The sequence below is a fragment of the Rhodococcoides sp. S146-33 genome (genome assembly GCF_059489205.1).
Genome location: NZ_JCAJWY010000005.1, coordinates 241,997 through 263,216, shown reverse-complemented (window position 1 = coordinate 263,216; position 21,220 = coordinate 241,997). Strand labels below are relative to the sequence as shown.

The 21,220-nt window shown below is 64.1% G+C and carries 23 protein-coding genes; 8 read left to right on the top strand and 15 right to left on the bottom strand.

All coding sequences use genetic code 11. The annotated features are described in order from the left end of the window. Positions 1-8: 8 nt before the first annotated feature. The 6 genes from AC5WEY_RS20905 to AC5WEY_RS20880 all read right to left on the bottom strand — a co-directional run bounded on the left by AC5WEY_RS20905 (position 9) and on the right by AC5WEY_RS20880 (position 5,992). Positions 9-1,178, bottom strand: a complete 1,170-nt coding sequence (locus AC5WEY_RS20905) for an ABC transporter ATP-binding protein (RefSeq protein WP_057475390.1) — start codon at positions 1,176-1,178, stop codon at positions 9-11. Between the two features lie 5 nt (positions 1,179-1,183). After that, positions 1,184-2,017 carry a carbohydrate ABC transporter permease gene (locus tag AC5WEY_RS20900; protein ID WP_057475389.1) on the bottom strand — a complete coding sequence of 278 codons (834 nt, stop codon included), beginning with the start codon at positions 2,015-2,017 and terminating at the stop codon, positions 1,184-1,186. Beyond that, complete coding sequence (locus AC5WEY_RS20895; protein ID WP_495647338.1) at positions 2,017-2,967, bottom strand: carbohydrate ABC transporter permease; 951 nt, start codon at positions 2,965-2,967, stop codon at positions 2,017-2,019. Before AC5WEY_RS20895 ends, AC5WEY_RS20900 begins: the two co-directional genes overlap by 1 nt. Next, positions 2,964-4,286, bottom strand: a complete 1,323-nt coding sequence (locus AC5WEY_RS20890) for an ABC transporter substrate-binding protein (protein WP_495647337.1) — start codon at positions 4,284-4,286, stop codon at positions 2,964-2,966. Before AC5WEY_RS20890 ends, AC5WEY_RS20895 begins: the two co-directional genes overlap by 4 nt. Positions 4,287-4,481: 195 nt before the next feature. Further along, entirely contained in the window at positions 4,482-4,970 is a 489-nt protein-coding gene (locus AC5WEY_RS20885) for a YflT domain-containing protein (RefSeq protein WP_057475533.1), read from the bottom strand. Between the two features lie 65 nt (positions 4,971-5,035). After that, entirely contained in the window at positions 5,036-5,992 is a 957-nt protein-coding gene (locus tag AC5WEY_RS20880) for an HpcH/HpaI aldolase/citrate lyase family protein (protein WP_495647336.1), read from the bottom strand. Between the two features lie 59 nt (positions 5,993-6,051). On the opposite strand from AC5WEY_RS20880, the gene AC5WEY_RS20875 reads away from it, so the two are divergent. The 6 genes from AC5WEY_RS20875 (at position 6,052) to AC5WEY_RS20850 (ending at position 12,431) form a co-directional block, all read left to right on the top strand. Continuing rightward, complete coding sequence (locus AC5WEY_RS20875; RefSeq protein WP_037171529.1) at positions 6,052-7,326, top strand: magnesium transporter MgtE N-terminal domain-containing protein; 1,275 nt, start codon at positions 6,052-6,054, stop codon at positions 7,324-7,326. A 20-nt stretch (positions 7,327-7,346) separates the two neighbouring features. Then, complete coding sequence (locus AC5WEY_RS20870; protein WP_057475385.1) at positions 7,347-7,892, top strand: DUF1003 domain-containing protein; 546 nt, start codon at positions 7,347-7,349, stop codon at positions 7,890-7,892. 122 nt (positions 7,893-8,014) lie between these two features. Beyond that, positions 8,015-8,887, top strand: a complete 873-nt coding sequence (locus AC5WEY_RS20865) for a lytic transglycosylase domain-containing protein (protein ID WP_495647335.1) — start codon at positions 8,015-8,017, stop codon at positions 8,885-8,887. A gap of 87 nt (positions 8,888-8,974) precedes the next feature. Next, on the top strand, positions 8,975-10,111 hold the full coding sequence (locus AC5WEY_RS20860; protein ID WP_057475383.1) for an Mrp/NBP35 family ATP-binding protein: 1,137 nt from the start codon (positions 8,975-8,977) through the stop codon (positions 10,109-10,111). Between the two features lie 92 nt (positions 10,112-10,203). Continuing rightward, entirely contained in the window at positions 10,204-11,661 is a 1,458-nt protein-coding gene (locus AC5WEY_RS20855; protein WP_495647334.1) for an amino acid ABC transporter substrate-binding protein/permease, read from the top strand. Beyond that, complete coding sequence (locus tag AC5WEY_RS20850; RefSeq protein WP_057475381.1) at positions 11,658-12,431, top strand: amino acid ABC transporter ATP-binding protein; 774 nt, start codon at positions 11,658-11,660, stop codon at positions 12,429-12,431. The genes AC5WEY_RS20855 and AC5WEY_RS20850 overlap by 4 nt, the downstream gene beginning before the upstream one ends. Before the next feature lie 148 nt (positions 12,432-12,579). On the opposite strand, the gene tatB is transcribed toward AC5WEY_RS20850, so the two are convergent. The 4 genes from tatB to sigE form a co-directional block, all read right to left on the bottom strand. Then, entirely contained in the window at positions 12,580-13,029 is a 450-nt protein-coding gene (tatB, locus tag AC5WEY_RS20845) for a Sec-independent protein translocase protein TatB (RefSeq protein WP_057475380.1), read from the bottom strand. An 18-nt stretch (positions 13,030-13,047) separates the two neighbouring features. Further along, on the bottom strand, positions 13,048-14,580 hold the full coding sequence (locus AC5WEY_RS20840) for a S1C family serine protease (RefSeq protein ID WP_495647333.1): 1,533 nt from the start codon (positions 14,578-14,580) through the stop codon (positions 13,048-13,050). Positions 14,581-14,661: 81 nt separating this feature from the next. Beyond that, positions 14,662-14,988, bottom strand: coding sequence for a zf-HC2 domain-containing protein (locus AC5WEY_RS20835; protein WP_057475531.1), 327 nt, complete (start codon positions 14,986-14,988; stop codon positions 14,662-14,664). Positions 14,989-15,004: 16 nt separating this feature from the next. After that, complete coding sequence (gene sigE, locus AC5WEY_RS20830) at positions 15,005-15,631, bottom strand: RNA polymerase sigma factor SigE (protein ID WP_052058682.1); 627 nt, start codon at positions 15,629-15,631, stop codon at positions 15,005-15,007. Positions 15,632-15,870: 239 nt separating this feature from the next. Between sigE and AC5WEY_RS20825 the strand changes: the two genes are divergently transcribed. Next, complete coding sequence (locus AC5WEY_RS20825) at positions 15,871-16,482, top strand: O-methyltransferase (protein WP_032375949.1); 612 nt, start codon at positions 15,871-15,873, stop codon at positions 16,480-16,482. Between the two features lie 67 nt (positions 16,483-16,549). Here the strand turns inward: AC5WEY_RS20825 and glgC are convergent, their stop codons facing one another. Next, a complete protein-coding gene (gene glgC, locus AC5WEY_RS20820) occupies positions 16,550-17,764 on the bottom strand; it encodes a glucose-1-phosphate adenylyltransferase (protein ID WP_057475379.1) in 1,215 nt (404 codons plus the stop codon). Positions 17,765-17,840: 76 nt separating this feature from the next. On the opposite strand from glgC, the gene glgA reads away from it, so the two are divergent. Beyond that, complete coding sequence (glgA, locus tag AC5WEY_RS20815) at positions 17,841-19,004, top strand: glycogen synthase (protein WP_495647332.1); 1,164 nt, start codon at positions 17,841-17,843, stop codon at positions 19,002-19,004. On the opposite strand, the gene AC5WEY_RS20810 is transcribed toward glgA, so the two are convergent. From AC5WEY_RS20810 to AC5WEY_RS20795, 4 genes are all read right to left on the bottom strand, one after another. Continuing rightward, a complete protein-coding gene (locus AC5WEY_RS20810) occupies positions 18,974-19,837 on the bottom strand; it encodes a methyltransferase domain-containing protein (RefSeq protein ID WP_495647331.1) in 864 nt (287 codons plus the stop codon). The genes glgA and AC5WEY_RS20810 overlap by 31 nt on opposite strands. A gap of 136 nt (positions 19,838-19,973) precedes the next feature. Further along, positions 19,974-20,141: a DUF3117 domain-containing protein gene (locus AC5WEY_RS20805; protein WP_008714277.1), complete on the bottom strand. Its 168-nt coding sequence runs from the start codon at positions 20,139-20,141 to the stop codon at positions 19,974-19,976. 95 nt (positions 20,142-20,236) lie between these two features. Then, positions 20,237-20,845, bottom strand: coding sequence for a DNA-3-methyladenine glycosylase I (locus tag AC5WEY_RS20800; RefSeq protein WP_495647330.1), 609 nt, complete (start codon positions 20,843-20,845; stop codon positions 20,237-20,239). Further along, positions 20,842-21,192, bottom strand: coding sequence for a DivIVA domain-containing protein (locus tag AC5WEY_RS20795; protein WP_495647329.1), 351 nt, complete (start codon positions 21,190-21,192; stop codon positions 20,842-20,844). The genes AC5WEY_RS20800 and AC5WEY_RS20795 overlap by 4 nt, the downstream gene beginning before the upstream one ends. Positions 21,193-21,220: the final 28 nt, after the last annotated feature.

Below are 21,220 nucleotides of genomic sequence, written 5' to 3'. Positions count from 1 at the left end.
GTAGCGCTCTACAGCGTCAGATTGGCACCCGAGGCCTGGTCGAACACCGAGATCTTCGCCGGGTCGAACCACAGTTCCACCTGACCACCCTCGGCTGCTTTGGACTCGGCGGCCAGTCGTGCGACCACCTGTGCACCACCGAGATCGGCGATACCCGCGTCGGCCGCGAGCTCCTGCAATTCGCTGGACTCGACCTTGGCGCCCTTCAGCGTGAAGTAGACGTACTTGTCGCTGCCCATCGACTCGAGCACGTCGACGGTGGCCGTGAAGGTGGCACCGCTCATCTTCTGGTAGCCGTCGATCAGGGCCGCGTCCTCGAAGTGCTCGGGACGGATGCCGACGACCACCTCACGGCCCGGGTTCTTGGCCTTGATCGCGTCCATCCGCTCGAGCGGGATGTCGATCTCACCGAGCGCGGTGGACACTCCGTTCGAAGTGAGCTGTCCGGGAACGAAATTCATCGAGGGCGATCCGATGAAGCCGCCCACGAACAGGTTTCGCGGCTTGTCGTAGAGCTCCTGCGGGGAACCGATCTGCTGTACCAATCCGCCGCGCAGCACCACGACGCGGTCGCCGAGCGTCATGGCCTCGGTCTGATCGTGAGTGACGTACACGGTGGTGGTGCCCAGCCGCTTCTGCAACCGCGAGATCTCGGCGCGCGTCTGCACGCGCAGCTTCGCGTCGAGGTTGGACAGCGGCTCGTCCATCAGGAAGGCCTTGGGAGTACGAACGATGGCGCGGCCCATGGCAACTCGCTGTCGCTGACCACCGGAGAGGTTGGCCGGCTTCCGGTCGAGGTGCTGACTGAGGTCGAGGATCTTGGCTGCCTCCTCGACCTTGGTGTTGATCTCGGACTTCGAGAGCTTCGCCAACGTGAGCGGGAAGGCGATGTTCTGCCGCACCGTCATGTGCGGGTACAGCGCGTAGGACTGGAACACCATGGCGATGTCGCGATCCTTCGGTGCGCGCTCGTTGACGCGCTCCCCCGCGATACGCAGCTCGCCCGAGGAGATGTCCTCGAGACCGGCAATCATGTTGAGGGTGGTGGACTTTCCGCAACCGGACGGCCCGACGAGGATGATGAATTCGCCGTCGGCGATGGTGATGTCGACGTCGCTGACTGCAGCCGCGCCGTCGGGGTAGAGCTTGGTGACTTTGTCGAGAACTATTTCGGCCATGACGGTTATCCCTTCACTGCGCCGGACGTCAAGCCCGCCACGATACGTCGTTGGAAGAAGAGCACAAATATGATGATCGGGATCGTGATGACGACTGCTGCCGCCGCAATCGATCCCGTGGGCTCCTCGAACTGAGAGCTACCGGTGAACTGCGAAATGGCCGCCGGGACGGTGACCGAACGTTCCGTTGCCGTCAACGAGATGGCGAGCAGCAGGTCGTTCCAGGCGAAGATGAACACCAGAATGGCGGCGGTGACGATACCGGGCGCGGCCAGCGGGGCAATGACCTTGCGGAATGCCTGTGCGGGCGTAGCCCCGTCCATCTTCGCTGCCTTTTCGAGCTCCCACGGAATCTCGCGGAAGAACGCCGAGAGGGTGTAGATCGCCAGCGGCAACGCGAACGTGATGTACGGAATGATCAGACCCGGCCAGGTGTCGAACAGCCCCAGCGAACGGGAGATGTCGAACAGCGGTGTGACGAGGGAGATCTGGGGGAACATCGCGATCAGCAGCGCTGCGCCGACGAGAGCTTTCTTTCCCGGAAAGTCCAGGCGAGCGACGGCGTACGCGGCCATCGTGCCGATCACCACGGCGATCACCGTGGTGATCAGACCGATGCCGATGGAGTTGACCAGCGCCGAGGTGAACTGATTGGTCGAGAAGATGCCCTTGTAGTTCTCCAACGTGAATGCGCGCGGGATGAAGTTGCCGTCTGCGATGGTGGCCGTCGACTTGAACGAGAGGCTGATGATCCACAGCAGCGGAACCAGTGCGTAGAGCAGGACGAGGACGTTGACTACCGTCCAACCGACCTTCTTGCGAGGCGTAACAGTGGTCATTACTTGCGGCCTCCGTCGTCGGATCCCGGTGCCGAGGCACCGAACAACTTGATGAACACGAACGCGATGATCGCGACGCAGAAGAAGATCAGAATGCTGATGGCCGACCCGAGTCCGAGGTTGAACGCACCGAACAGGTTGTCGTAACCGAGAATCGAGACCGATCCGGTTTCGTTGCTACCTCGGGTGAGCACGTAGATGTTGTCGAAGATGCGGAACGCGTCGAGAGTGCGGAAGAGCACCGCGACGAGGATGGCCGGCTTCATCAACGGGATCGTGATGCGCATCAACCGGGTCCAGCCACCTGCACCGTCGACCTCGGCCGCCTTGAGCAGGTCGTCCGGCACGAGAGCCAGACCGGCCAGCAGCAACAGCGCCATGAACGGCGTCGTCTTCCACACCTCGGCCAACACGACGATCGCCAGTGACGGGAACTGTTCGGTGAGTGGAGCACTACCGTCGGGCAACAGATTCGCGAGGTAACCCGTGCCGGGAGTCCACGCGTAGTACCAGCTGTACGCGGCGGCGACGGTCACGATGCCGTATGGGATGAGCACGACGGTGCGTACCAGTCCACGGCCGAAGATGGTGCGGTGCATGACCAGTGCCACCGCGAGACCGAGGATGAACTCGATGATGACCGAGATGATCGTGATTCCCGCCGTGACGCTGAACGCCGTCCACCAGTAACCGTCGGACAGGACGGTGACGTAGTTGGAGATGCCGACGAATTCACGGTCCTCGGGGAACGCGAGGTTGTACTTCTGAAGGCTGAGCCAGAACGCGTAGATGATCGGGTAGCCGGTAACCGCGATCATCAGGATCGCCGCTGGTGCGACGAGCAGCAATCCCAGGCGACGTTCTGCCTTCTTGCCGTCGGAGACGTTCTTCAGGGCTGCCTGCTTGTCCACAGGCTGCGACTGGGGTTGTGACTCTGTAGGAGCACTCATGGAATCAACCCTTCGGAATTGACGGCCTTGGTGACCAGATCTGCGAGCTTGTCCACGTCGGCTACCGGATCGATGTCCTGCGGCGGGTTGAGCGCATCGGTCAGCAGAATCGAAATACTCTGGTACGCAGGCGAAACAGGTCGAACTGCCGCCGATTCGATGGAACCGAGAACCCCTTCCCATGCGGGATAGACGGACTGGAACTCGGGGTCGGAGTACAGCGACTTCAGCACCGGCGGCACACCACCGTTGACAGCGTTGTTGCGCTGATTCTCTTCATTGGTGAGGCATTCGACGGCCTCCCAGGCGAGGTCCTCGTGCTGGGTGGTCTTCGCGACGCCGATGTTGAACCCGCCGATGGTGACCTTGGCGGGCTCACCCGGATTCACCTCCGGATAGGGAGCACTACGGAAGACCTCGGCGATCCTCGCGTCCTGCTGATCGGCAGGGACACCGGCCAGGTTCAGGAACGAGACGGCACCGGCGATGGCGTTCTCCTTCAGACCGGGTAGCACGAACGGGTAGTTGACCTGGAAAGCCATCCGTCCCGATTCCATGCCGAGCCGGGCCGTGGCCTCGTCGCTCTGGGAGACCGACGGATCGTGGCCGTCGGCAGTGGCCACCCGCTTGATGATCTCGAGGGCCTTCTCGGTGGCGGCGCGGTGCTCGGGAGTGTCGTTGAGCGTCACCGTCGTTCCGTCTTCCGCGACGACCGACCCACCCGCGCTCTCGAGCAACGAGTTGAACCACACCATGAAGCCCTCGTACTGCTTGGCCTGGACGCCGATCTGGGCGGGCTTACCCGCGGCCGCATTGGCCTCGGCCTCGTCGATCAACTCGTCCCACGTCTGTGGCGGGGTGCCGCCCGGCACCTCGTCCGGCCGGTACCAGAGCAACTGAGTATTCGAGTTGAGCGGAACGGCGTACAGCTGGTCCTGCCATTCCGCGGTGGCGAGCGGCCCTTCGAGTGTGGAGCCGTCGCGCAACTTCGCGGACAGGTCCTCCGGGACGGGCAATGCCCATCCGGCCTCGGCGAACTCGGCCGTCCACACCACGTCGAGCGTCATCAGGTCCAGAGTCTTGTCGTTTCCGGCAAGCCGCCGCGCGAGCTGGAGACGCTGATCGTTCGCACTCTTGGGAAGAGTCCGCTGCTCCACGCGGTATCGACCATTCGAGGCATCCGAACACACTTGTGCCGCAGCGGCGTACTGCTCTGCGCCGTCTGCGGCGGTGTAGAAACTCAGAACCGGAACCGAACTGTCGGACGAACCACACGCTGCGAGCAACGGACTCGTGACCAGAGCCGCTGCTGCCAACACCCCTATTCTCGTCGCTCTTTGACGCCTACGACCACGATGTCTCGGCACTTTCCGCCTCCGTACGTTCAGTTACTCGCGCAGCACACTGTGTGGGACTGCCGTGCACGAAAGAAACGTAACCGAACTCACTGGCATCGAGGGCGATTTGGGGCTATTCCGTTACCTGCCGGTTGCCTGGTCGTCCAGCAGGTGTGATCAGATCGACAGTTTAGCGAGCAGATCGCGCGCTTTCTCGGCAGTTCGAGGCTCGCAGATGACGTCGTATCGGCCCGCCACCAACTGCATGCTCGACGCGAAATCTCGCTGACCCTTGGTGGCCGCGTACGGAATGGACGCCGAGATCAGACCGAAGATGATGCCGCCGCCGACGCCGATGAGCAGCGCTCCGAAGATGTTCTCGCTGAAGATGCCGAGCACCAGGCCGAGGAACACACCCAGCCACGCACCCGAAACGATGCCTCCACCAATGACTTTGGGCCAGGTGAGGCGGCCGAGTACACGTTCGACCTGCATCAGGTCGACGCCGACGATCGTGACGTCCTGCACCGAGAACTCTTCGTCGGAGAGATAGTCGACGGCGCGCTGCGCCTCGGCATAGGTGGGGTACGAACCGATGGGCCAACCGGAGGGCGGCGTCGGCAGTCCCTGCCCTGGGCGACCTGGCTGTGAGAGGGGATTGGTCATGGCTCCATTGTGCCCCGAAACGGACACGGTCACACCCATTGTCCTGTCCGCGAACACGGCGTGGATCAGGAGGTGGGCGGCTCGAACGTCGTCGTACGTGTCAGACCGGCCGCACGCCCCTTCGCAGAGACCACAAGCGCCATCTTGCGGCTCGCCTCGTCGATCATCTCGTCGCCGAGCATCACCGCGCCGCGACCTCCGCCCGCCGCGGAGGTATGGAACTCGTAGGCGTCGAGAATCATCTCGGCCTTGTCGTAGTCGGACTGGCGCGGCGCGAAGATCTCGTTGGCGGCCTCGATCTGCGTCGGATGCAGTACCCACTTGCCGTCGAAACCGAGACCGGCCGTGCGGCCGGCGGCCCGACGAAAGGCGTCCAGATCGCGAATCTGCAGGTAGGGGCCGTCGATCGCCTGCAGTCCGTGGGTCCGTGCAGCGAGCAGAATGGTCATCAGAATGTGGTGATAGGCGTCGCCGGTGTCGTATCCCACCGGCTGCTCGCCGACGACGAGGGTGCGCATGTTCACGCTGGCCATCAGATCCGCAGGCCCGAACACCAACGTCTGAACCCGGGGACTCGCGGTCGCGATCTCGTCGATGTTGCGCAGGCTGCGTGCACTCTCGATCTGCGGTTCGATCCCGATGCCGCCGACATCGAGACCGTGTTCCTTCTCGAGCTGAGAGAGAAGAAGATCCAACGCCTGAACGTGCGCGGCGCACTCGACCTTCGGCAACAGGATCGCGTCGAGATTGCGGCCTGCGCCCGAGACGACGTCGATGACATCGCCGTACGTCCACTGCGTCGTCCAATCGTTGACGCGCACGACCTTGATCTGATCGCCCCAACCGTCGGAGTTCAGCGCATCGACGATGCGAGCCCGAGCCTCGACTTTCGCGATCGGGGCGACGGCATCTTCGAGATCGAGGAAGATCGCGTCGGCCGGCAGACGCTTGGCCTTGGCGATCATCTTGTCCGAACTACCCGGAACAGCCAGTACCGATCGCCGTAGGCCCGACGCATTCACCGCAGCACAACCCCTGTCTGATTCATGTTCTGTATTGCCCAGCCTCTAACCTTGCCATCATGGCAGCACTGAGCAAGGTATTCGCGGCCAGGCTCGCGGGCCTGGGCGTCCTGGGCCCCGACGGCGAATCGATCGGCCGGGTTCGCGACGTGGTCATCTCGATGCGCGTCGGCCGAGCGCAACCGAGAGTCCTCGGCCTGGTGGTCGAATTGGCAACTCGCCGAAGAATTTTCGTGCCGATGCTCCGCGTGACCAGCATCGAGCCCAACTCCGTTCAACTGACGACCGGTAACGTCAGTCTGCGTCGATTCACCCAGCGCGCCAACGAGATCCTGGTGTTCGCGCAGATCCTCGACTCCAAGGTGCGCGTCGACGACCCCGAGCTCGACGAGCTGCACGACGCCGATTCGATCGTCGTCGACCTCGGTCTCGAGCTCACCCGAACACGGGATTGGGTGGTGGCCCGGGTAGCTGTGCGCAAGCAGCGTCAACGGCTCGCGCGCCGCGGCGCTATCCACGTCGTGGACTGGCAGCACGTGCAGGGACTCACCCAGAACGAGCTGTCGATGCCCGATCAGGGTGTGGCGCAGCTACTCATGCAGTTCGAGGATCTTCGCGCGGCCGACGTGGCGAACGCGATGCGCGAATTGCCCGTCAAACGCCGCATGGAGGTGGCACGGGCTCTCGACGACGAGCGGCTCGCGGACGTCGTCCAGGAATTACCGGACGACGATCAGGTGGAGTTGATGCACTACCTCGGTGTCGACCGTGGTGCCGACGTGCTCGAGGCCATGGACCCCGACGACGCTGCCGACCTCCTGGGCGAGCTGCCCGAGACCGAAGCGGAATCGCTTCTGCGCCTGATGGATCCGGAAGACTCCGCGCCTGTCCGACGCCTGCTCGAGCACTCCCCCGACACTGCCGGTGGTCTGATGACACCCGAACCGGTCGTGCTCACCGCATCGACGACCGTGGCCGAGGCTCTCGCTCGGGTGCGCAACCCCGACCTGACGCCTGCGCTGGCATCACTGGTGTTCGTCGTGCGGCCGCCGACCGCGACACCGACCGGGCCTTACCTCGGCTGCGTCCACTTGCAGCAGCTACTGCGAGAACCCCCGGCGAGCCTGGTCGGCGGAGTCGTGGACAGCGCTCTTCCACGGTTGTCTCCCGACGACAGCCTCACCGCCGTGACGCGATACTTCGCGACGTACAACCTCGTCTGTGGCCCGGTGGTCGACGACGAGGACCACCTGGTCGGGGCCGTGACCGTGGACGACGTCCTCGATCACCTGCTGCCCGAGGACTGGCGAGATCAGGAAGTGGCCGGACAGTGAAAGAAACAGCACGCCAGAGAATGGACACTCCGCGCGGATCGCGGATGTTCAACGTCAATCTCGACTTCGATCTCGGCAAGTCGGGCGAGAAGGCCGCCAGGTTCCTCGGCACCGGGCGCTATCTGGCCATTCAGACCGGCATCGTCATCGTGTGGATCTTCCTCAACGTCGTTGCGGTCAATCTGCAGTGGGACCCGTATCCCTTCATCCTGCTCAACCTTGCGTTTTCCACGCAGGCTGCGTACGCCGCGCCGCTCATTCTGTTGGCCCAGAACCGGCAGGACGACCGCGACCGCGTCTCCCTCGAGGAGGATCGCTCCCGCGCCCAACAGACCAAGGCCGACACCGAATTCCTGGCCCGCGAACTCGCTGCGCTGCGCATCGCCGTCGGTGAGGTCGCCACCCGCGACTACCTGCGCCGCGAACTCGACGAGATCAAGGCACTGCTCGAGCAGGCGACGGGTCAGCCGGTCACATCACCGAAGAAAGCGCGCAAGAAGGCAGCCGCGCGGGTGCAGGACGACGGCGGTGTGCCGGACGCGTCCGATATCGATCCGTTGTCCTGACCGCACGGTATCCCCGCTGGTAACAGCCCGATAACAGAACAGTCTCGAATCAGGTACCCTCGATCCCGGTCATCAGGTCGGGCCTCGGACGTCGTCCGGGGAAATCAGGAGGTACAGCACGCGTGGGTCGTCACAGAAAAGCATCGACTTCCAAGGTTCGACGGAATTCGGTGATTGCTCTGGCAGGTCTCGTCCCCGCAGGACTCGTCACCGCCGCCACCAGCGCCGGAGCCACCGAATACATCCCCTTCGTGAGCGCCAAAACCTCGCCTGCAGCCCAGGAATCGAACTCGGTGGTCGAGACCCCGCAGCCGATCGCCCAGGACCAGCAGGCTCAGCCGGTTGCTCAGGCCGAGCTTCCGGTACCGGCCCCGGTCCCCGCACCCGCCCCGGTCCCCGAGATCCCGCCCACACCGGAGCTCCCTACCAACCTGGCCGTCAGTCCCATCGCGATTCCGGTGGTCAACGTCGCCGCGTACAAGAACGCCGAGCGGATCCTGGCCCAGCAGCAGCCCGGCTGCGGCATCAGCTGGACCGTCATCGCCGGCATCGGCCGCGTCGAGTCCACCCACGCGAACAACGGCAAGGTCGACGACTCGGGCGAATTGCACGAGCCCATCCTCGGACCGGTTCTGAACGGCACTCTCGCCGGTAATCAGGTGATCCGTGACACCGACGGCGGCGCTCTCGACGGCGACACCCAGTACGACCGCGCAGTGGGACCGATGCAGTTCCTGCCCTCGACGTGGAACCTCTATCACGCCGACGGTAACGGCGACGGAGTCTCCGACCCACAGAACCTGTACGACGCAGCCCTGGCCACCGGCATGTACCTGTGCGACGACGGCACCAATGCGCGCGACCTGGCCTCGACCACCCGAGCGATCCTGCGCTACAACAACTCGATGGCCTACGTGGCGAACGTGCTGGCATGGTCGGCCGGATACGCCACCGGCATCATCCCGACGTCGGACCAGCTGCCGCGCATTCATTGAATCGAACACTGCACCGAATCGGACGCAGCACTGGATCGCGCTGCCCTGCTGTTCATCGGGAGTCGGCGCACCGCCTAGCATGAAGCAATGGCTGTACTGACCGAATCCGACGTTCGGACCGCGCTGACGAAGGTCATCGACCCCGAGATCCGCAAGCCCATCACCGACCTCGGGATGGTCAAGAGCATCGATGTATCCGCCGACGGTTCCGTCGGTGTCGGCATCTACCTCACCACCTCCGGTTGCCCGATGAAGACCGAGATCAGCGATCGTGTGAAGAACGCCGTCGCCGACGTCGCAGGTGTGGGCACCGTGACCGTCGAGCTCGACGTCATGAACGACGAGCAGCGCACCGAACTACGCAAGTCTCTGCGCGGCGATTCTGCCGAGCCGATCATTCCTTTTGCGCAACCCGGATCGCTGACGCGCGTATACGCGGTGGCGTCGGGCAAGGGCGGCGTGGGCAAGTCCAGTGTGACGGTCAATCTCGCGGCATCACTGACTGCGCGGGGGCTGTCGGTAGGCGTGCTCGACGCCGACATCTACGGCCACTCCGTGCCACGCATGCTCGGCAACGATGCGCGGCCCACCCAGGTGGAGAAGATGATCATGCCGCCGCAGGCGCACGGCGTGAAGTTCATTTCGATCGCCCAGTTCACGCAGGGCAACACCCCGGTCGTCTGGCGTGGACCGATGTTGCACCGCGCATTACAGCAATTCCTGGCCGACGTCTTCTGGGGTGACCTGGACGTGTTGCTGCTCGACCTTCCCCCCGGCACCGGAGACGTGGCAATCTCTGTCGCACAGCTCATTCCGAGCGCGGAGATCCTCGTCGTCACCACTCCGCAGCAGGCAGCGGCCGAGGTGGCCGAGCGAGCCGGAGCAATTGCTCTGCAGACCCGTCAGCGTGTTGCCGGCGTGGTGGAGAACATGTCCTGGCTCGAACTACCCGACGGCACCCGTATGGACATCTTCGGATCCGGTGGTGGACAGGACGTATCGGACAGACTCACCAAGGCAGTGGGTGCCAGCGTTCCCCTTCTCGGCCAGATTCCGCTCGACACCGCCGTCCGCGAGGGTGGTGACGCCGGGACGCCGATCGTGCTGAGCAACCCAGAATCGCCTGCGGCACAAGCCTTGGAGGCAGTCGCCGGAAAGCTGGCGGTGCGCGAGCGCGGGCTGGTGGGAATGTCGCTGGGAATCGACACGGCCCGGAAACTGTAAGGCACGCGCTTATACCCGATAAACGACGCGGGAAACAGGGTCGAAGCCTTAGGATTTGCCTTCAATCCTACTGTCGATAGAGAGTGGCCTTCATGAAGAAGCCGCATCGGATCAGGCCGGTCGTCGTTCCGGTTCTGATCGCACTGCTGATGACCCTGCTGGGATCCGTACTCGGTCCCGCCCTGGCGTCCGCACAACCCGCCCCGCCCGCGCAGAACTACTCGATCGCGACGGACACCACCTTCGCGCCTTTCGAATTCCAGGACGAGACAGGCAAACTCGTCGGAATCGACATGGACCTGCTCGCGGCCATCGCCGTCGACCAGGGGTTCGAGTACACCGTCGAGCAGGTCGGTTTCGATACCGCGCTCCAGGGCGTCACCAGCGGCCAGTTCAACGGAATGATCGCCGGCATGTCGATCACCGACGAGCGCAAGGCCACCTTCGACTTCTCCGAGCCGTACTTCGATTCCGGTGTCCAGATGGCAATTCTGGATTCCAACGACGAGATCACGGGCTACGAGGATCTCCGCGGTAAGTCGGTCGCGGTCAAGAACGGAACCGAGGGCGCTACCTTCGCCGCGTCGATCGCCGATCAGTACGGCTTCACCATTCGCAGCTTCGACGACTCCGCGACCATGTTCGAGGAAGTGCGCACCGGCAACTCGGCGGCCGCCTTCGAGGACTACCCGGTGCTCGCCTACGGCATCACCCAGGGCAACGGGTTCAAGACCGTCACCGAGAAAGAGGCCGGTGCCAGTTACGGATTCGCCGTCGCCAAGGGCACCAACGCGCAGTTGCTCGAGCAGTTCAACACCGGGCTGGAGAACCTGCGCGCCAACGGCCAATACGACCAAATTCTCGACACCTATCTCAATGCCGACGCCTCCACCGCAGACACGTCCATCCCCGGCCTGATCGCCAGCAGCTGGCAGTTGCTGCTCGAGGGTTTGTGGCTGACCATCGTGTTGACCGTCATCTCCATCGCCATCGCGTTGGTACTCGGCGGCATCTTCGGTCTTTTCCGCGTCTCGACCAACATCGTGCTGCGCGGCATCGGTACCACCTACGTCGACATCTTCCGTGGCACACCGCTTCTGGTGCAGGCATTCTTCATCTACTTCGGCGTACCCGCCGCGCTGAACTTCCAGATGTCGGCGTTCACCGCCGGTATCATCACGCTCTCGCTCAACGCCGGTGCGTACATGGCCGAGATCGTCCGCGGCGGCATCCTCGCCGTCGACAAGGGACAGATGGAGGCCTCGCGCAGCCTCGGCATCAGCTACCTCAAGTCGATGCGAAAAGTGGTGATGCCACAGGCAATTCGCACGATGATCCCGTCGTACATCAATCAGTTCGTCATCACGCTCAAGGACACGTCGCTGCTCTCGGTCATCGGCCTCGCCGAGCTGACGCAGACGGGTCGTCTGATCATCGCTCGCAACTTCGAGTCGTTCAACATGTGGCTCATCGTCGGCGTCCTGTACTTCATCATCATCATGGCTCTCACCAAGCTGTCGAACCGGCTCGAGAAGAGGATCAACAAATGAGCACCGAACTGACCAAGGACCTGCCGGTCGACCAAGGTCCGGGAACGAAGATCTCGATCAAGGGCCTGCAGAAGGCGTTCGGCGACAACACAGTTCTCAAAGGCATCGACGCCGAGATCGCCAACGGTGAAGTGGTCTGTGTGATCGGCCCCTCGGGCTCGGGCAAGAGTACGTTTCTACGCTGCCTCAACAAGCTCGAGGACATCACCGCCGGATCGGTCGTCGTCGACGGCACCGACCTCACTGCCAAGAACGTCGACCTGGACAAGGTGCGCCAGAACATCGGCATGGTGTTCCAGCACTTCAATCTCTTCCCGCACATGACCGCCCTCGAGAACGTCATGCTCGCACCCGTCGAGACGAAGAAGATGTCGAAGTCGCAGGCAAAGGAAGCAGCTGCGCAGTTGCTCGAACAAGTCGGCCTGTCCGAGCGTGCGGACTACAAGCCCGCCAACCTCTCGGGCGGGCAGAAGCAGCGCGTCGCCATCGCGCGAGCACTGGCCATGAGCCCGTCGATCATGCTGTTCGACGAGGCCACCAGCGCACTCGACCCCGAGATGGTCGGCGAGGTACTGCAGGTGCTGCGCGACCTCGCCAAGGGCGGTATGACGATGGTCGTCGTCACCCACGAGATGGGCTTCGCACGCGAAGTCGCTGATCGAGTGATCTTCATGGCCGAGGGAGTCATAGTCGAGGAGGGAACCCCCGACGAGTTGTTCGGTAATCCACAGAACCCCCGTACCCAGGACTTCCTGAACAAGGTGCTCTAGCCCCGCGCCCCCAGCTACACCCGTCCCGGATGAATGCGCCTTTGTTGCACTCAGAGCGACTGAATCCCGCATTCATCCGCGGCGGAGGCGGGGTCGGGAGGGTGGTACCAGCAGTCGGGGTGGCCTGAAGGCCGGCTGACGGATGTACTTACGTGGCGTCGGCGTCGATCGGCGGAGTATCGCCCGCCGCGAGCTTCGGTGCGTCCTTGCTCATCGACACCCCACCCTGAGGAGTACCGGTCTGCGGCGTCGGTCCGCCGAGGTTCTTCGGCTTCGTCTCGAATGGCTTGCCCTTGAAGGTGTCGTCCAAGGGGTTCTTGAAGATCGAATCGTCGCCGTCGAGCAAGTGCTTGGTGATGACTGCTCGAGGGGTCATTCCCCGGAGCTGGTTGAGGTCGGCGAGCGGTTTGCGAAGGTCCTCGAAGTCGGTACCCAGCTCGTCCTTGAGTTGCTGACTCGCGCCGTTGGCGTAGTCCTTCACCTGGCGGATGGACTTGGACACCCAGCTGATGGCGCCGGGAAGGCGATCCGGGCCGAGGATGACCAGAGCTGCTACGAGGAGAATGACGAGCTCTCCCCAACCAATGTTGCCGAACACGCCTGCCAGCCTACGTCGTCAGTCCGAAACCGGCGTGACGGAGACGTCCACCAGCCGTCCGGAACGGACGAGTTGCACCGGAACCGCCTGGCCGATCGTGGTCTCCTGCACCGCGACCACCAGCTCGTCTGCATCTCCCACTGCGCGATCGCCCACTTTGGTGATGACGTCCCCTTCGACAATTCCCGCCTGCTGAGCCGGACCGCCGGTGCGCACGTTGGCGACTTCGGCACCGGCCGAGGTGTCGTTGATGACCGAGCGGGCGTTGATACCGAAGTCCGGGTGTTTCATGACGCCGTCCCGGATGAGACTCTGTGCCACCTCGGTGACCACGTCGACCGGAATCGCGAAGCCCAGGCCCACCGATCCACCGCTCTCGCTTCGGATCGCCGAGTTGATCCCGATGACGCGACCCTCGAAGTCGATGAGCGGGCCGCCGGAGTTGCCGGGATTGATGGCGGCGTCGGTCTGCACGGCGTCGATGACGGCATCGGTGTCGGTGCCCTCACCCGACAGCGCGACGGGACGGTCGAGGGCGCTGACGATGCCGGAGGTGACCGTCTTGTTCAATCCCAGGGGCGATCCGACGGCGATGACATCCTGGCCGACGCGAACGTCGCCGGAGCTACCGAGCTGAGCCTCGGTGAGGTTGCCGACTTCGGTCTTGAGGACGGCGAGGTCGGTTTTGGTGTCGCGGCCGACGATGCGGCCGGGCACCTTGGTGCCGTCGGAGAAGGTGACTTCGAGTGTCGAGTTGTCGGGGTCGGATGCGGCCAGGGAGATCACGTGGTTGTTCGTCACGATGTAGCCGTCACCGCTGATCACGACGCCCGAGCCCGTGCCCCCGGTCTCCCCGAGCGTCACCTGGATCGACACGACGGACGGCAGTACGGCGTCGGCGACCTTACTGATCTGCCCGCGCGGGATGTCGTCACCGCTGGATTGGGTCAGGGTCACTTTCTGGCTGGTCAGTGCGCCGGTCACCTCGGCGGTCAGGCGGCCGAAGAGGCCACCGACCAGCCCGATGACGAGCGCGAGGACACCGAGTACAACGAGGGCCCGAGTCGATACCGACCGTCCGAACAACACGTCGCGTACACCGAGCTTGGTTCCGGGAGGAAGTACAGGGGGCGGTGGAGAGTCGACCGCTGCGCTGCCGAGAGACACTCTGGACTCGGGATCGCGCCACGGATCGGCCGGTTCCGACGCGGCGGTGTCACTGTCGTTTTGGGCGTCGGGGTCACGCTGGATCGATTCCTGCGCGTCTTCCGGACGTCCGAATGCCTCGGCCAGGATCGGATCGGGTGGTCGCACCGATACCCGCGACGGCAATTGCTCGCCGGATCGGCGCGGTGAGAACGAGCCGTCGACGTCGTCGGGTCGTCCGAACACCGAGGCCGACACCGGATCGACGGAGGGCCGATACACCGGGCGAGGTGGCAACCGCGGACCATCCGGACCGTTCTGCGCGGCCTCGAAATCCGACGGGTCGATGCCTGCGGTCTCGGTGCTGGTCGAATTCGATGTCACGCGTCCGGTTACCCCTCGCATACGTCGGTGTGAGAGTTCAGTATCACTCGAGCGGTCGGCTCGGCTCGATGCAGGTGAGACGTCGGCCGGATCTCGGTGCGATCAGCGTCGGCGACGACGCACAGCGGCGACGGACGACATGAAGGTTCGCTTGGTGTGGGCCGGCCGATCCTCGCCGGCGCAGGAGGGGATCTGACTGAGCAGGCCACGAAGTGAGTGCGGCATCGACATCTCGCCCGCCCCGCGCAATGCCCGACGCGCCTGCTGCTGCGCTTCGACTTCGGCTGCGCATTCCGGGCACTCTGCGAGGTGGTGGGCAGCACGAAGATACGCGGGCATGCGCAATTCGCCGTCCACGTACGCCGCAACGGCCTCACTGGCCAGATGTTCGGTGGAGCTGAACTGCCGGGGCTTGCGCGCCTGCGTCATCCAACCCTCCTCGTAGCTAGTGGACACTTGCGTGACCGGAGTCGACCTTCCCGTGCACTCGAAGGTACTCGCGTAGCGCCTGGCGTCCACGGTGAATGCGACTGCGGACTGTTCCGAGCTTGACGCCCAGTGTCGCACCGATCTCTTCGTACGACAGTCCTTCGATGTCGCACAGCACGATTGCGGCGCGGAACTCGGGTGCCAACGAGTCGAGCGCAGACTGCAGATCGGGGTCCAGGCGCGCGTCGTGGTAGATCTGCTCGGGGTTCGGCCGGTCGGAGGGGACGCGGTCGTAGTCCTCGGGCAGTGCCTCCATGCGGATGCGGCTACGGCGACGGACCATGTCGAGGAACAGATTCGTGGTGATGCGGTGGAGCCAGCCCTCGAAAGTGCCGGGCTGGTAGTTGGACAGGGAGCGGAAGACCCGGATGAACGTGTCCTGAGTCAGGTCTTCGGCATCCTGAGCATTGCCGGATAGGCGGTAGGCCAGACGGTAGACGCGGTCGCCGTGCTCACGAACCAGCTCGTCCCAGGACGGCATGGTGGAGTCCTCGCCGGTCGCATCGAACACTGCGGTTCCGCTGAGGTCCTCGGGCGCGGGTACGGACTCGGGTAGACGCGCGGTGTCGCGATCGCCGTTGATCTTGTAAATAGCTGGATCCTCCTGCTCAGGACTGCGTACGTCCTTCTGATTCAACCGACGACTACCCTCGGATGTTCCAGCTCACACTTCGCAATCGAGACGGACCTTCGATTCCTCCATAGCCTGACCGACCCGCGTGTGGGTGCGGTATGAATCAGCTGAGGCCCACCTGAGAATGTGCGCGTGAGATCCAGCTCTCGGCACGATAACCTCGGGGCGTGCCGACCAACGCCGAGAAGATGCTCGCTTATGCCGAAGACTCCGCTCAGGAGGACGAGGTTCTCATCGCAGCCAGAGAGCGCGCCATCGATCTCGGTGCGGCCCCGGTACCGCCGTCGGTCGGGGCGATCCTGAGCATCTTCACCCAGATGCTCGGGGCCAAGACGGTCGTCGAAATCGGAACGGGCGCAGGAATCAGCGGCCTGTGGCTGCTCGACGGGATGCGCGCGGATGGCGTTCTCACCACGATCGACACCGAGCCGGAGCACCAGCGCGCAGCGCGAGAAGCGTTCCGCGCCGGAGGAATTGCGCCCTCGAGAACCCGGTTGATCAACGGCTGGGCACTGGACGTGCTCCCCCGATTGGCCGACGATACGTACGATCTCGTGTTCATCGACGCCAGTCCGGCAGACCACCCGCACTTCGTCGCCGAGAGTGTGCGTCTGCTTCGACCCGGCGGAGTTCTGGTGCTGCACAACGCGTTGCTCGGCGGACGAGTTGCCGATCCGACTCAACGAGACGCCACAGCAGTGGCCGTTCGCTCCGCCGCGCGGGCGATCGCCGAGGACGAACGGCTCACGACGGTGCTGCTGCCCCTCGGCGACGGTTTGATCTGCGCGTCGAGAGCCTGAGCGGCTGCGCCGCATGTGACTGGTAATTCGTAGCGGGCTACGAATTACCAGTCACATGCCGCAGGCTCTAGATCCAGACGCCCTTACCCACCGAGACCACTCCCCCGGCGCTGACGTTGAATCGTTCACGATCGCGTTCGTGGTCGACACCGACGATCTCCCCGTCGCCCACGACGACGTTCTTGTCCAGGATCGCGTGCCGCACGACGGCACCCTTGCCGATCCGGACGCCGGGCATCAGGACACTGCCCTCGACCGTCGCGCCGCTGTCGATCATCACGTTGGAGCTGAGCACCGAGTTGCGCACGGTGGCCGCCGACAGGATGCAGCCGGCACCGACCACCGACTCCTGAGCCAGGCCGCCCTGAACGAATTTTGCGGGTGGCAGGTTCTCGGCCGATCCACGGATGGGCCAGCGGCGGTTGTACAGATTGAAGATGGGGTGCACCGACACCAGGTCCATGTGGGCGTCGTAGAACGCGTCGATGGTGCCTACGTCTCGCCAGTAGCCGCGATCACGTTCGGTGGCACCGGGAACGACGTTGTCGTTGAAGTCGTAGACCGACGCGACGCCCGCTTCGACGAGCGCCGGAATGATGTCGCCGCCCATGTCGTGATCCGAGTCGGAGTTCTCGGAGTCGGCCTTGATGGCGTCGACGAGCACCTTGGTGGTGAACACGTAGTTCCCCATGGAGGCGTAGGTGACGTCCGGGTCGTCCGGTGTTCCCGGCGGTTGCGCGGGCTTCTCGAGAAACTGCGTGATCTTGCCGTCGGCGTCGGAGTCGATGCAGCCGAACGCGAATGCCTCGCTGCGTGGAACCCTGATGCCCGCCACGGTCACGCCCGCACCGGAATCGATGTGCTGCTGCACCATCTGCTCGGGGTCCATTCGGTACACGTGGTCGGCACCGAACACCACGATGTACTCGGGGTCCTCGTCGTAGACCAGGTTCAGTGACTGGAAGATGGCGTCGGCGCTGCCGGTGTACCACCGAGGCCCGAGTCGCTGCTGCGCCGGCACCGGAGTGATGTACTCCCCGGCGAACCCGGACAGCCGCCACGTCTGCGAGATGTGGCGGTCCAGTGAATGGGACTTGTACTGGGTGAGCACGCAGAGCCGGAGGTAACCGGCGTTGACGAGATTGCTCAGCACGAAGTCGATGAGTCGATAGGCGCCCCCGAAGGGAACGGCCGGCTTGGCTCGGTCGGCGGTCATCGGGTACAGACGTTTACCCTCACCGCCGGCAAGCACGATCCCTAGTACGTGCGGTTGTGTCCTCACCCACTCAACCTATCCGCACCGAGAGAACCTTGCGAGCAGTACACGCACAACTGCTGGGGAATGTAGGTTCGTTCACGTGCGCGTAGCAATGATGACCAAGGAATATCCCCCGGAGATCTACGGTGGCGCAGGAGTTCATGTCACCGAGTTGTCCGCGCAGCTGAAATCGCTGTGCGACGTGGACATCCACTGTATGGGCGCGCCCCGCGACACTGCGCAGGTGCACGACCCGGATCCTGCTCTCGCCGGAGCCAACGCTGCGTTGACGACGTTGTCTGCCGAACTACGGATGGCGAACGCGGCATCGGGCGCGGACGTGGTGCATTCACACACCTGGTACACCGGCTTCGCGGGTCACCTCGCGGCCGAGCTGTACGACGTTCCCCATATCCTCACCGCGCACTCGCTCGAACCGCGCCGGCCGTGGAAGGCCGAACAGCTCGGCGGCGGATACCGCATCTCGTCGTGGTCCGAGCGCAACGCCGTGGAATACGCCGACGCCGTCATTGCTGTCAGCGAGGGCATGGCCAAAGATGTGCTCGACGCCTATCCGCGACTCGACAAGAGCCGGGTTCATGTGGTGCGCAACGGAATCGACACCGAGCGCTGGTTTGCCGATCACGGCACCTCGACCCTCGACGAGATCGGCGTGGATCGAAGCAAGCCGATCGTCGCCTTCGTCGGGCGCATCACCCGGCAGAAAGGCGTCGGACACCTGATCGCAGCCGCTCACCACTTCGATCCGTCCATCCAGCTCGTCCTGTGCGCGGGCGCGCCCGATACCCCCGAGATCGCTGCGGAAACCGAGCGCGCGGTGGCACTGCTCGCCGAACAGCGCGGCGGCGTCTTCTGGGTCAAGGACATGCTTCCCACCGACAAGATCCGCGAAATACTGACTGCAGCAGCGGTATTCGTGTGCCCGTCGGTATACGAGCCGCTCGGCATCGTCAATCTCGAGGCAATGGCCTGCGAAACCGCCGTCGTGGCATCGGACGTCGGCGGAATCCCCGAGGTGGTCGACGACGGCCGCACCGGGCGCTTGGTGCACTACAACTCCTACGAACCCGACGTATTCGAGCGACACTTGGCCGACACCGTCAACGCAGTCGCCCTCGACCCCACACTCGCGACGGCAATGGGCAAGGCAGGACGCGAGCGCGCCGTCGCCGAGTTCTCGTGGGCATCGATTGCGCAGCAGACCCTCGCGGTCTACGAAGCAGCGTTGGCCCGTCGACGATAGGTCGACACGGTCACCGACGCGGTGACCTCGATGCCGTCCGGTAGCTGCGCCAGCGCCGCCGATCGCGCCTCGGGGTCACCGTGTCGCGCCGACGGGCCCATTCCAATCAGCGTCTCGATGTCGTTGCGCGACAGCGTCATCGAGTACTCGAGCGGAGATTCCGCCACCGGCTCGAACAGGCCGGACAGCGATTCTCCGAGCCTGCGAGTCTTGTTCTCCTCGATTCCGATGAGGCCGAGCGGGCCCCGCAGTTCGTGCTGATGCCGCGCCGTGGGTGTCACGACCACGAGCACGCCGTCGGTGCCCAGGACTCGACTGAACTCTCCGGCGTTGCGGGGAGAGAACACACAGGTCACCGCAGACGCGCTCGCCGTCCGCACCGGCAGTCCACTCCAGATGTCTGCGACCACGGCCCCGAGACGCGCGTGTGATCGCGCGGCACGGCGCGCAGCGAACTTCGAGACGTCGACGCCGATGCCCCGCGCATCGGGACGGGCGTCGAGCACCGCTGCAAGATAGTGACCGGTGCCGACACCGACGTCGAGTACCACCTCACTGTCCGACGGGACAGCGTGCGAGACCGCTGCCGCGATCGAGTCGAAGTGCCCCTTCCCCAGGAACGCGTCGCGAGCGGCGATCATCTCCGCCGAGTCACCGGTGAACTTGCCACCGTCTCCGGTCGACAAACCGACGTAGCCCTGACGAGCCACGTCGAACGAATGTCCTCGATCGCACAACAGCGTGCGATCGGTATCGCCGAAGTCCACGCCGGATTCGACGTCGCGCGCCCGACACTGCGGACAGATCAGCAGATCGACGACATCGATCAGCATCGAGCACCTCTCTCACACCGGAACGAACGCCACCGGTCGACACAACACTCGTCGCCACAACACTCGTCGCCACAACACAAAGCCCCGCTTGCCGGTACGGCGAGCGGGGCTGAGCGACGAGCGACCCATGTGACTATCAGCCGGTGACACCCTTCAGTTCGTCTCCGAGTGCTGCGGCCTCATCGGGGGTCAATTCGACGACCAATCGGCCGCCCCCCTCGAGCGGGACACGCATGACGATTCCTCGTCCCTCTTTGGTTGCTTCGAGGGGACCGTCCCCGGTCCGGGGCTTCATCGCCGCCATCCTCTGCTCCCTCCAGATCTGCGCCCACCAACTCGGCGCCTCGGCCTAAAAGATAAATTCGTCGCGGGGCGACGGGTGTTGACTCCTATTCTTCCCTATCGACCTCGATACCGGGAAACGGAGTCTGTATTCGTGACCTGCACACAACACTCCGACAGGTGATCGTCGACCATTCCAGTGGCTTGCATCAAGGCGTACGCCGTCGTCGGACCGACGAACCGCAGCCCTCGACGCTTGAGCTCCTTGGCCAGAGCCTTCGACTCGGAGGTCGAGGCAGGCACGTCGGAGGACTCGGTCAGCCGCGCGGGCCTGGGTTCGGGCGCATAGGACCAGAGCAGAGTGTCCAGGTCGGTGTCGTCCAGTTCGACAATGACCCGAGCGTTGTTCACCGCAGCGTCGATCTTGAGGCGGTTACGCACGATCGACGCGTCGTTCATCAGCCGTTCGACATCGGCGGTGCCGAACAGGGCCACTCGTTCCGGGTCGAAACCGGCGAACGCGCTGCGGAAACTCTCGCGCTTGCGCAGGATCGTGATCCACGCGAGGCCGGATTGGAACGCCTCGAGACACAGCCGCTCGTACAGTTCGTTGCGTCCGTGCAGCGGCTGTCCCCACTCCATGTCGTGGTAATTCCGGTAGAGCTCGTCGTCGGTGGCACCCCACGGGCAGCGCAACCTGCCGTCCGGCCCGGCGACAGCACTCACTGCTGGTCCGGTTCGGCGACACCCGGCTTCGGGACTGCGGAAGACTGCGACCCCAACCGTTCCCCGGCCTCCGCGGCAGACAACCGGGACCGAAGCATGTCGATTTCGCCGCCGAGCCGTTCGAGTGCCCAATCGACCTCGCTCGGCTTGTACCCCCGCAGAGTCTGCTGGAACTTCAGCGAGCGCACGTCGGTACCGGTGACACCCTCCGCGGGTAGCACGGTCGCGGTGGTTCCCTCGGCCAGTGGGCCCAGTTCCTCACCGCGACCGAACACCGCCGACGCCACGAAGAACAATGCAGCAGCGACGACGGCAATGACGACAACGTAGATCAGCAGCGTCAACATGCCACGATCTTGTCACGCCCGAACGACA

Coding starts and splice junctions, on each gene's coding strand:
- AC5WEY_RS20810 (WP_495647331.1), bottom strand. CDS start 19,837: ATGCTGATCGATGTCGTCGATCTGCTGATCTGTCCGCAGTGTCGGGCG.
- AC5WEY_RS20825 (WP_032375949.1), top strand. CDS start 15,871: ATGCTCGCTTATGCCGAAGACTCCGCTCAGGAGGACGAGGTTCTCATC.
- AC5WEY_RS20795 (WP_495647329.1), bottom strand. CDS start 21,192: ATGTTGACGCTGCTGATCTACGTTGTCGTCATTGCCGTCGTCGCTGCT.
- AC5WEY_RS20850 (WP_057475381.1), top strand. CDS start 11,658: ATGAGCACCGAACTGACCAAGGACCTGCCGGTCGACCAAGGTCCGGGA.
- AC5WEY_RS20905 (WP_057475390.1), bottom strand. CDS start 1,178: ATGGCCGAAATAGTTCTCGACAAAGTCACCAAGCTCTACCCCGACGGC.
- AC5WEY_RS20870 (WP_057475385.1), top strand. CDS start 7,347: ATGGACACTCCGCGCGGATCGCGGATGTTCAACGTCAATCTCGACTTC.
- AC5WEY_RS20875 (WP_037171529.1), top strand. CDS start 6,052: ATGGCAGCACTGAGCAAGGTATTCGCGGCCAGGCTCGCGGGCCTGGGC.
- AC5WEY_RS20860 (WP_057475383.1), top strand. CDS start 8,975: ATGGCTGTACTGACCGAATCCGACGTTCGGACCGCGCTGACGAAGGTC.
- AC5WEY_RS20835 (WP_057475531.1), bottom strand. CDS start 14,988: ATGACGCAGGCGCGCAAGCCCCGGCAGTTCAGCTCCACCGAACATCTG.
- AC5WEY_RS20895 (WP_495647338.1), bottom strand. CDS start 2,967: ATGAGTGCTCCTACAGAGTCACAACCCCAGTCGCAGCCTGTGGACAAG.
- AC5WEY_RS20900 (WP_057475389.1), bottom strand. CDS start 2,017: ATGACCACTGTTACGCCTCGCAAGAAGGTCGGTTGGACGGTAGTCAAC.
- AC5WEY_RS20885 (WP_057475533.1), bottom strand. CDS start 4,970: ATGACCAATCCCCTCTCACAGCCAGGTCGCCCAGGGCAGGGACTGCCG.
- AC5WEY_RS20805 (WP_008714277.1), bottom strand. CDS start 20,141: ATGGCGGCGATGAAGCCCCGGACCGGGGACGGTCCCCTCGAAGCAACC.
- AC5WEY_RS20855 (WP_495647334.1), top strand. CDS start 10,204: ATGAAGAAGCCGCATCGGATCAGGCCGGTCGTCGTTCCGGTTCTGATC.
- AC5WEY_RS20840 (WP_495647333.1), bottom strand. CDS start 14,580: ATGCGAGGGGTAACCGGACGCGTGACATCGAATTCGACCAGCACCGAG.